A 10,427-nucleotide genomic window follows, 5' to 3' on the forward strand; every position below is an offset into this window, starting at 1 on the left:
TTAAGCTTGGCGGGGCGGTGTGGGTGGTCTTGGCGCGTTCACCCGGCTAGGGCGCCAGCGTGGCGCGGAAGGCGCCTTCGTCGCCCACGAAGGCGTTCAGGTCCACCGGCCCTTCGACACCATCGACCCGGCCCCGGGCGGCGAACTGCCAGAACAGCACGCGGCTGTGCGCCGGCTTGTCCAGCCGCCCGACGAGATCGCGGACCCAGTAGGTGCGGCGCTGGAAGGGCCCACCGGCCAAGTAGGCGGCGTGGAACTCGGGGGTGACGTAGAAGATCGGCTCGCGGGCTCCGCCCTGGCGCAGGGCGTTGATGAACACCGCCAGTTCGCGGTTGAAGGCCTTCCGCGGCGGTCGCGTGGCGCAGTTGCCGGCGAACTCGAGATCGATGGCCGGGCGCAGACGAAGCCGCGCCGTCGCCGTGGCCGCCAGGAAGTTCGCCGCCTGGTCAGCCCCCGGGCGGCAAAGCGTGAAGTAGTGGTAGGCCCCGACCGGCAGGCCGACGCGGGCCGCCCCTCGGGCGTTGGCGCCGAAGGCCGGGTCGCGCCGGTCGCCGCCCTCGCTGGCCTTGAGGTAGGCGAAGCGGATCTTGGCGGCGTGGACCCGCTTCCAGTCGATGTGGGCGTTATGGTGCGACACGTCGATGCCGCGGACCGGATATTGCCGCGGATCCGGCTCGGCGGGCCCGGCCGGGCCGCTGCGATGCGGCCACGGGACCACGACCGCAATCGCCGTCACGGCGGCCAGGACGGCCGCGAACCAGGGGATCAGCCGCCGCGGCGCGCCGGCCATGGCGCCTAGACCTTCCGCATCCAGAACGCCGCGCCGTAAGGATCGAGGCCGGCCAGCGGGCCATGGAAGACCTGGGCCTGCGCCTGCGCTCGCAGCGCCGGGTCCTGGCCGACGAACCAGGCGGGGAACAGGATCTCGAAGGACTTGTCGCCGAACAGCAGCGCCACCGCCAGCAGGTACTGCTCGTTCCATTGTCGGAAGACGTGCCCGCTGATGTAGTCGTCGGGCAGGTAGATGTCGTGGATATGCACCAGCACCCCGGGTTTCAGGCGGGGCAGGATCTCCAGGAAGAACACCGTCACGTCGGAGTTCTGGAAGGCCCGGTGGGAGCTGTCCAGGAACAGTATGTCGCCCGCGGCCAGGGCGCCGAATACCGCGGGATCGACCTGCTCCAGCGGCTTGCGGATAACCTGGTCGCAGAGGCGGTCCACCTCGGCGCGCGGCTGCGGATCGATGGAGACCAGGCGCGTGCGCAGGCCGTGGGCGGCGACGGCGCGGCGGGCGAACTTCGTGGAGGCACCGGAGCCGATCTCCACGAACAGCCGCGGCTCATGCCGCCGCAACATCAGCGTCAGCGCCATGGCGTCCAGGGGCGGATACCAGCTGTTCAGCCAGAACGGCGGTCCCGTATTCACGCCTCTCATCGGAATCTCTGAGAAATAGGCGTGCAGCGGGGCGAGGTCCTGCATGAACGCCTCGTAGCGGCCGCGGCCCTCCCCGATCAGCGCGGCGAGCTCGGGATGGGGCGGCCGCCCTGCGCCATAACGGATCGCCGCGTTGTACGGGTAGTCGACGACCGTGAAGCGGTGGATCACGCGGTCGACGGAGAAGGTCATGCGGGCTAGGGGCGCCAGGCCTCCTGCGTCCGGCTGTTGCATGGCGCGCAGATGCACCGCCTGCTGGCGGGCCGCCTCGGCCTCCTGGTCCTCGCCCAGGTCACGGAGGGCCACGGTCAGGTCGTTCCAGGACGCTTCGACGTCCGGCGCCGCCACGGTGGCCGCGCGCAGGTGGGCGACCGCGGCTTTGCGTTGGCCCAGCTTCCACCGGGTCACGCCCAGAAGCCGCAGCGCGATGGGATTGGCGGGCGCGGACTTCAGGACCTCGAGGAAAATCTGCTCCGCCGGGTTGAGCAGGTGGCTGCGCAGGCGGCTGAACCCGAGGTTGAGCAACTGTTCGGTGGTCGGCGGCTCGGCAGGGGGCGGGGATTCAGCCATCCGCGCCACCCACCAGGGCCAGCCATTCGTCCTCGGTGATCACCTGGATGCCGAGCTTGTTGGCGTCGGCCAGCTTGGAGCCCGCGCCCGGGCCAGCCACCACCAGGTCGGTCTTCTTCGACACCGAGCCTGAGACCTTGGCGCCCAGGCCTTCCGCCTGAGCCTTGGCCTCATCGCGGGTCATCTTCTCCAGGGCGCCGGTGAAGACGATGGTCTTTCCCGCCACCGCCGTGTCGGTCTTCGGCCGGTCGGCGGGGATGACCGTGAGTTGGGCCAACAGGCTGTCGACCAGGCCGATGTTGTGATCCTCGCCGAAGAACGCAGCGATCATGCGCGCGGCCACGACACCGACGTTGTCCACGCCGGCCAACTCGAGAAAGGCCTCGCCCGGCGTCTCCGCGGCGGCCTGCCGGGCGGCCATCTCGAAGCTTCCCCAGTCTTCGAAGCGCCGGACCAGCGCGGCGCGGGCCTTGGAATTCAGCCGCGGGATCGCCAGGTGCAGGTGCGCGTCCAGCGAAAGGCCGGCCGGGATGAGCAGCGGCTGGCCGCCGCGCGCAAAGTCCAACACCGCCTGAACGGCCGTGGGTCCCAGGCCGTCGAGGTCGGAGAGCTCGGCATACGTCGGGCCGGCCATCTGGGAGGCGGCGGACTTGGCCGTGGTGACGAAGGCCTCGACCGTCTCGAAGTGGCGGGCCAGCGCCAGCGAGGTGGTCTCGCCCACATGGCGGATGCCCAGGCCATAGATGAAGCGGTCCAGCGCGATATTGCGACGCTGCTCGATGCTCTCGATCAGGTTGGCGACGCTGGTCTCGCCGAAACGCTCGATCTCCAGCATCTCCGCGCGCCGTTCGTGCAGGCGGAAGATGTCGGCCGGGTTGTTCACCCAGCCGCGCTCGACGAACAGCACCAGCTGCTTCTCGCCCAGCCCCTCGATGTCGAAGGCGCGCCGCGACACGAAGTGGCGCAGGTGCGCCAGCCGCTGGAACGGGCAGGCGAACTCGCCGGTACAGCGGCGCACAACCGTCTCCGCGCCCGCCGCCGTCGTCTCCCGTGCCAGCGGCGTCTGCAGCGGGCATGGGCAATGGGTGGGAAACTCGAACTCGGCCGGGCCGCGGGGTTCGTCCTCCACCACGCTGACGATCTGCGGGATCACATCGCCGGCGCGCTGGAGGATCACCGTGTCGCCGACGCGCAGCCCCTTGCGGGCGATCTCGTCGGCGTTGTGCAGGGTGGCGTTGACGACCACCACGCCGCCGACCGTCACCGGGCGCAGGCGAGCCACCGGCGTAACGGCGCCGGTGCGCCCCACCTGGATGTCGATGGCCTCCAGCACGGTGCGGGCCTGCTCGGCCGGGAACTTCCTCGCGACGGCCCAGCGCGGCGTACGGGTGACGAAGCCCAGGCGCTGCTGCCAGTCCAGGCGGTCGACCTTGTAGACCACGCCGTCGATGTCGAAGGCCAGCTTCGGCCGCTGGGCCGCCATGTGAGCGTAGGCGGCGAGCAGGCCGGCGGCGTCCTCGACGCGGCGGCTGTCCGGCGTGGTGGAAAAGCCCCAGGCCTTCAGCTTCTGCAGCGCCTCCCACTGGGTCGCGGCGACGGGTGCGCTCGAGAGGCCCCAGGCGTAGGCGAAGAACTTGAGCGGCCGCGTCGCGGTGATGCGGGAGTCGATCTGGCGCAGGGAGCCTGCGGCGGCGTTGCGGGGGTTGGCGTAGGTCTTCTGTCCGGCTTCCGCCGCGGCCGCATTCAGGGCGGCAAACTCCTCGTGGCCCAGGTAGACCTCGCCGCGGACTTCGATGACCTCGGGCCATCCCGCGCCGATGAGCTTCTTGGGTACGTCGGAGATGGTGCGGACGTTCTGGGTGACGTCCTCGCCGACGCGGCCGTCGCCGCGGGTGGCGGCCTGGACCAGCACGCCCTGCTCATAGCGGATCGAGCATGACAGTCCGTCGATCTTCGGCTCGGCGGTGTAGCCGATCGTCTCGTCGGCCGGCAGCCGCAGGAACCGGCGGATGCGCGCATCGAACTCGACGGCCTCTTCGTCGGCGAAGGCGTTGTCGAGGCTGAGCATGGGGACGCCATGCTCCACCGGCGAGAACTGCTCGGAACGGGCGGCGCCGACCCGCAGCGATGGAGAGTTGTCGCGGATCAGATGCGGGAAACGCGCCTCGATCGCTTCGTTGCGCCGCTTCAGCGCGTCGTACTCACCGTCCGAGATCGTGGGCGCATCGTCGCGGTGATAGGCGATGTCATGCGCCGCCAGCTGATCGGCAAGCGCGGTCAGCTCCGCGAGGGCCTCTGCCTCGCTCAAATCGGCAATCGACTCAGGCATCCATCAGGGCCCGGGCGGCCGCGCGGGCGGCGTCGGTGATCTGGGCGCCGGCGAGCATGCGGGCGATTTCCTCCTCGCGATCGGCGGGTGAGAGCGTCTCGACGGCGGTGCGCACGCGGCTCTCGCTCCCGGGGCCGCCCTCGCCGGCCTTGACGATGCGCCAGTGGGCCTCTGCGCGGGCGGCCACCTGAGGGCTGTGGGTGACGACCAGGACCTGCGCCCCCTTGCCGGATGGGGGGGCCGCCAGCCGCTTGAGGCGCAGCCCTATGGCGTCAGCCACTGCGCCGCCGACGCCATGATCGACCTCATCGAAGATCATCAGCGGCTGCGGGCCGGCGTCGCGCACCGCCAGGGCCGCCTTCAGAGCCAGCGCGAAGCGGGCCAACTCGCCGCCCGAGGCAATCGCGCCCAGATCGCCGAACGGCGCGCCGGGGTTGGTGGCGATCTCGAAGGCGACGCGGTCCATTCCGGCGGGACCGGCGCGGTCCTCGGGCAACGGCTCCAGCGCGACGCGGAAGCGGGCCTTGTCGAGCTTCAGCGGCGCCAGCTCCGCCATCACGGCCTCGGCCAGCCGCCCGCCGGCGACCGTCCGGGCCGCGGTCACCCGCCCCGCTGTGGAGAAGTAGTCCGCTCGCGAGGCCGCTTGCGCGTCCCTGGCCGCCTTCAGGGCCGCCTCTGACGACTCCATCGCCCGCAAGCGCTCGGCGAACTCCACCCGCAGCGCTGGCAACGCCTCGACCGCGACGTTCAGCTTGCGGGCCAGGCCGCGCAGCTCGAACAGCCGCTCCTCGGCCTTCTCCAGCCGGTCGGGCTCGAAGTCGAAGGCTGCGCCAGCCGCGTCGATGGCGGCCTCGGCCTCGCCGGCTTCCACCAGCACCCTGTCCAAGGCCTCCGCGGCGGCGCCCAGGCGCGTCGCGGCCACGCCTTCGGCCGTCGCGCCGGCGGTGATGGCGCGCTCGCGCGCCCGATCCAGGGCGCGAATGGCGCCGGCCACGCGTGGCCCCAGGCCCTCGAAGGCCTCGCGCGCGGAGTCGATGTCGGCAAGAGCCTTTTCCGCGGCGCCCAGCAGTGCGCGTTCCTCGGCAAGCTCGGTCTCCTCGCCGGCCCGCGGGTCCAGGCGGTCGAGCTCGGCGAGCCGATAGGTCAGCTCCTCGGTCTCGGCGGCGGAGCGGGCGACCTCGGCCTCAAGGGCCGCCACGCGCTCGCCCGCCGCGCGCCAGGCGCGCCAGGCGGCTGCGGTCTGGCCGACGAGGGCCTCCAGCACCCCGTAGGCATCCAACATCGGGCGGTGGGTGCGGGCGTCTAGCAACCCGACCGTCTCGTGCTGGCCATGTACTTCGAGCAGCGCCTCGCCGAGCTCCTTGAGGACGCCGACGCCGGTGGCTTGGTCGTTGACGAAGGCGCGGCTGCGGCCATCGGCGGAGAGGGTGCGGCGCAGGACCAGGTCCTCGTCGCGCGCGTAGGCCAGGCCCTTGGCGTCCAGGATAGCCCAGACGGGATGGTCCGGCGCCAAGGCGAACGCTGCGCTGGCCATGGCCTGGGCGGCGCCGCGGCGCACCAGGCCGGCGTCGCCGCGCATGCCGGTGGCGAGGCCCAGCGCATCCAGGATGATCGACTTGCCGGCCCCGGTCTCGCCGGTGAGCGCGGTGAGGCCCGGCCCGATGGACAGGTCCAGGGCCTCGATCAGCACGACGTCGCGGATCTGCAGGCCGATCAGCATCGGGTCAATGTCGCGTGGAATCGCCGCCGATTGAAGAGGCGGCGCGCGCGATCCGTCCTCTAGTCCTTCTTGGTGAAGGGCAACCGGAACTTCTTCCGCGGGGCCGGTGTGGCGGCGACCGCCTGTGTCGTCGTCTCGGCGGTCGAGGCGGCAGCCACGTCGGTGGTCTTGTCGTCGGCATCCGCCGCCACCGGCGGCTTCACGGTCTTGGTCTTGTCGCGGGTGAAGGGCAGTCGGAATATGCCGCCGCCGCTCTTGGGTTCGACCGCCGGGCGCAGGCCCTTGGCGGTCAAGAGCTTGTAGGCGCTGCCGTACCAGGGATCGCCCGGGTAGTTGAAGCCCAGCACGGCCCCGTTGCGCTTCGCCTCTTGGAGGAGGCCGATGGTCAGGTAACCCTCGACCAGCCGGTACAGCGCCTCGGGCGTGTGGCTGGTGGTCTGATAGCGGTCGATCACCGTCTTAAACCGGTTCACGGCGGCCAGCGTGTCGCCTTGGCGCAGGTAGTAGCGCCCGATGGTCATTTCCTTGCCGGCCAGCTGGTCGTTGACCATGTCGATCTTCAGTCGCGCGTCGTGGGCGTAGTCGGTGGACGGATAGCGCTGGACCACGTCGCGCAGGCTGTTCAGCGCCTGGCCGGTGGCGGCCTGGTCGCGGTTCACGTCGACGATCTGTTCGAAGTAGCAGATGGCCTTGATGTAGTGAGCGTAAGCGGCGGCCGGGTTGCCCGGATAGAGCTGGATGAACCGCTCTGCGTCGGCGATCGCCTCGTTGTAGTCGTTGGACTCGTAGTGGGCGTAGGACTGCATCAGGATCGAGCGGCGCGACCACTCCGAATAGGGGTGCTGGCGCTCCACTTCCTGGAAGTAGTTGACCGCCTGGCTCCATTGGCGACGGTCGAGGCGGTCGGCGCCGGTGGCGTAGAGCAGCTCCACCGGACGCTCTTCGTAGGCCAGCCGCGCCTTCTTCGGCTTGGAGGCGCATGCGCCCAGCGCGAGCGAACAGGCGGCGGCGAGCAGCACCACGCGTGCGGAATTCGACTTCAAGAGCACCTTCACCTCAAGACCGACGCGCGGCCCCCACGCGAGGACAGCTATCTACACTACCGACTGTGGCGAGCAAACGGCGCGAGCGGTCGCAGCGCTTGGTCAGAGCGATTGCTTCAGGCCCTCGACCTGTTCCTGAAGCGTGGTTTTAGGCCGCTCGATGCCGATCTGGTCGGTGACCATCTCGGAGAGCGACGGCAGGGTCGCGCGGTCGATGCGGTGACTGTCGCCCCACAGGTCGGCGCGCATCAGCGCCTTGGGGCAATGCAGATAGGCCTCGCGCACCTCGACCTTCAGCAGCGTCTTGGGGGCCTTGCCGAACTCGATGAACTCGTTTGCCAGGGCTTCGTCGACGACCAGGCGGGCCGGACCGTTGATGCGGTAGATGTCATCGACCCCGGGGATCATGAACATCAGTCCGACCTCGCCGGAGCCTTCGGTGATGTTGCGCAGGGAATCCAGGCGATTGTTGCCCGGCCGATCGGGCATCACCACGCTCTTGCCGTCGTCCGCAACGCGGACGAAGCCCGGCCCGCCGCCGCGCGGCGACACATCCACGGTTCCGTCCGGGCCGACGGTGGCAAGGGCGACGAAAGGCGAAAGCTCGACGAAGCGCCGGCCGTGCTTGTCGACCCAGCCGATGTCCTTGGCGACCGTGAACTTGTGCGGCGGGATGTAGAGCTGATCCAGCTGGGCGGACGCGTCGTCAGGCATGGCGTTCTAGCCTCCTGGCGATATCTAGTCATGCTTGCGAACGACTCGCAAGAAATCAGACCGCCTCGCGCAGGTCCTCGACCAGGGTGCGGATGCGCCAGGCGTCGGGGCGGGCCATGAGGGCGCGGACCAGGGCGTTGTTCAGGCCGTGGCCCGCGCAGACGCCCTCGAAACGTCCGAGCAGCGGGCCGCCCAGGGTGTAGAGGTCGCCGATTGCGTCGAGAGCCTTGTGGCGGACGAACTCGTCCGGGCGGCGCAGGCCCTCGGGGTTGAGCACGCGGTCGCCGTCGACGACGACGCAGTTCTCCAGCGAGCCGCCCCGGGCCAGGCCGATGGCCCGCAGGCCCTCGACGTCGGACAGGAAGCCGAAGGTGCGGCAGTCAGCCAGTTCCTCGCGGAACGCCCGCTCGTCCATCTGCAGGTCGATCGCCTGGCGGCCGATGGCGGCGCTGTCGAAGGCGATTTCGAAGGCCATCTCGAAGCCGTCCGCGGGCTTCAGCGCAGCCCGCTTGTCGCCGTCGACGACCTCGACGGTATCGAGGATCTCGATGTAGCCGCGGGCGGCCTGCTGCGGGCTGAGCCCGGCGCGGTCCAGGACGCGGATGAACGGCAGCGAGGAGCCGTCCATGATCGGCATCTCCGGTCCATCGACCTCGACCAGGGCATTGTCGACGCCCAGCATGGCGAAGGCGGCCATCAGGTGTTCGATGGTCGACACGGTGACGTCGGCCGCGTTGCCGACGACGGTGCCCAGCTGGGTCTTGCAGACCGCCTGGCCATGGGCCGGTACGCGGTTGTCGCGATCGCGCACGTCGGTGCGCAGGAAGACGATGCCGGAGTTGGCCGGGGCGGGGCGCACGCTGACCCGCGTGTATGCGCCGGTGTGGACGCCCACGCCGGCGAACAGCGCCGGAGAGCGGACGGTGTGTTGGAACGCCGGTGCGGCCAAGGCGGATCTTCCTGCAACGTTGCGCGGTGCGAGCACCGAAACCTTGCCCCCAACGTCGCTGCTAAGCTGATTGATGCAGCGCAACAAAGCACTTCGTGTTTCGCAATGTTTCGCTTCAGGGTTGCTTAACCGGACGGCCAGGAATTCGCCGCAATTCAACACCTTGGCCGAAGTCAGCAGCCCGCGGGGAAGAGCTGGGTCCCGACCAGGTTGCGGGCGCGGTCCAGGATGCGGACCTGCACCGCGCGACCCAGTCGCGCCAGGGCCGCGGCAAGCCTCTTGGCCGCCGCCTCGGCGCGCGCGCCGGAGCGGAAGACGAGGGGCTCCAGGCCGCTGCAGATCACCGCCCAGCCATCGGCCAGGGGGGACACCACGATGATGCGGTGGGTGTTCATGAGAAACCTCCCGGAGGGTTTGGCTCCGGGAGGGACTCTAGCAACCCATACCCTGCGGCGGGATGACGATTTCGCGACGTTTTCTAGTTGGCGAGGCGGCGGAGGAAGGAGGGGATCTCCAGATCCTCGTTCTGGTCTACGTCTTCGGCGGGAGAGGCGGCCTCCAGCGGCTGGGCGCCGCCACGGCTGGGCGCTGGCGCCGTACGGGGCGCGGCGGCCTGGGGCTGAGGCGCCGCGGCCGGGCCCTGGTCGTAGCGCGGCCGTCCTCCAAAGATCGACAGGAACCCGCCGCGCGGCTTGCGCGGCTCGTAGGCGGGCTCCGCGAACAGCGGGGCATCGGTCTCGGCGGCCTCGGGCTCTGCGACGCGGGCCGCAGCGGCGGTGGGCTCACTGGCGAGTTCGCGGGCCGCGACGGCGAAGATGTCGGGCTGTTCCTCTTCCAGCGCCGCCAGCTCGGGCTCGACAGCAGCAAGCACCGGCTCGGCTTCCGCCGCGGCCGCAACCGCTTCGGGCTCGCGCGGGGTGACGGTGGCGCGCAGGGGCTCGGCCGTCAGCGAGCGGCGCTCGGCCTTGGGCTCGATGGCGGCGATGGAGGCGCCGTCCATGCCGGTGGCCACGACGCTGACGCGGATCATGCCGTCTAGGCTGGGGTCGAAGGCCGCGCCGAAGATGATGTTGGCCTCCGGGTCGACCTGCTCGGAGATGGCGTTGGCAGCCTCGTCGACTTCCAGCAGGGTCATATCAAGGCCGCCGGTGACGTTGACCAGCACGGCCTTGGCGCCCTTCAGCGAAACCTCGTCCAGCAGTGGGTTCTGGATGGCGTTCTGGGCGGCCATCAGGGCGCGGTCGTCGCCGGTGGCCTCGCCGGTGCCCATCATCGCCTTGCCCATCTCGGTCATCACCGTGCGGACGTCTGCGAAGTCGAGGTTGATCAGGCCGGGCAGCACCATCAGGTCGGTGATCGAGCGCACGCCTGAGTGCAGGACCTGGTCGGCCATGCCGAAGGCCTCGGCGAACGTGGTCCGCTCGTTGGCGACCCGGAACAGGTTCTGGTTGGGGATGACGATCAGGGTGTCGACGTAGCGCTGCAGTTCGGCGATCCCGGCGTCGGCCAGGCGCATGCGGTGGCGCCCCTCGAAGTGGAAGGGCTTGGTGACCACGCCCACCGTCAGGATGCCGCGCTCGCGGGCGCACTTGGCGATGATCGGCGCAGCGCCGGTGCCGGTGCCGCCGCCCATGCCGGCGGTGATGAACACCATGTGCGCGCCCTGAA

8 protein-coding genes and 1 pseudogene are annotated in these 10,427 nt (G+C 70.2%); all 9 read right to left on the reverse strand.

What is annotated here, in order from left to right; genetic code table 11:
• Positions 1-46 precede the first annotated feature (46 nt).
• Complete coding sequence (locus QZV94_RS18995; RefSeq protein WP_293680413.1) at positions 47-790, reverse strand: GH25 family lysozyme; 744 nt, start codon at positions 788-790, stop codon at positions 47-49.
• Between the two features lie 5 nt (positions 791-795).
• On the reverse strand, positions 796-2,004 hold the full coding sequence (locus QZV94_RS19000; protein WP_293680415.1) for a class I SAM-dependent methyltransferase: 1,209 nt from the start codon (positions 2,002-2,004) through the stop codon (positions 796-798).
• Positions 1,997-4,333 (reverse strand): NAD-dependent DNA ligase LigA, encoded by a 2,337-nt coding sequence (gene ligA / locus QZV94_RS19005; protein ID WP_293680417.1) that lies wholly within the window; start codon positions 4,331-4,333, stop codon positions 1,997-1,999. Before ligA ends, QZV94_RS19000 begins: the two co-directional genes overlap by 8 nt.
• Positions 4,326-6,053: a DNA repair protein RecN gene (locus QZV94_RS19010; protein ID WP_293680419.1), complete on the reverse strand. Its 1,728-nt coding sequence runs from the start codon at positions 6,051-6,053 to the stop codon at positions 4,326-4,328. The genes ligA and QZV94_RS19010 overlap by 8 nt, the downstream gene beginning before the upstream one ends.
• A 257-nt stretch (positions 6,054-6,310) precedes the next feature.
• Positions 6,311-7,096: pseudogene (locus QZV94_RS19015) on the reverse strand (outer membrane protein assembly factor BamD); the annotation flags it as partial.
• Between the two features lie 102 nt (positions 7,097-7,198).
• Positions 7,199-7,810, reverse strand: a complete 612-nt coding sequence (locus tag QZV94_RS19020; protein ID WP_293680421.1) for an MSMEG_1061 family FMN-dependent PPOX-type flavoprotein — start codon at positions 7,808-7,810, stop codon at positions 7,199-7,201.
• Positions 7,811-7,865: 55 nt separating this feature from the next.
• On the reverse strand, positions 7,866-8,759 hold the full coding sequence (lpxC, locus tag QZV94_RS19025; RefSeq protein ID WP_293680423.1) for a UDP-3-O-acyl-N-acetylglucosamine deacetylase: 894 nt from the start codon (positions 8,757-8,759) through the stop codon (positions 7,866-7,868).
• Positions 8,760-8,932: 173 nt separating this feature from the next.
• A complete protein-coding gene (locus QZV94_RS19030; RefSeq protein ID WP_293680425.1) occupies positions 8,933-9,154 on the reverse strand; it encodes a hypothetical protein in 222 nt (73 codons plus the stop codon).
• 83 nt (positions 9,155-9,237) lie between these two features.
• Positions 9,238-10,427 (reverse strand): cell division protein FtsZ (locus QZV94_RS19035; RefSeq protein WP_293680427.1); only part of this gene is annotated, 1,190 nt, incomplete at its 5' end.

This window comes from uncultured Phenylobacterium sp. (assembly GCF_902826855.1).
In the GTDB taxonomy this organism is placed as follows: domain Bacteria; phylum Pseudomonadota; class Alphaproteobacteria; order Caulobacterales; family Caulobacteraceae; genus Phenylobacterium.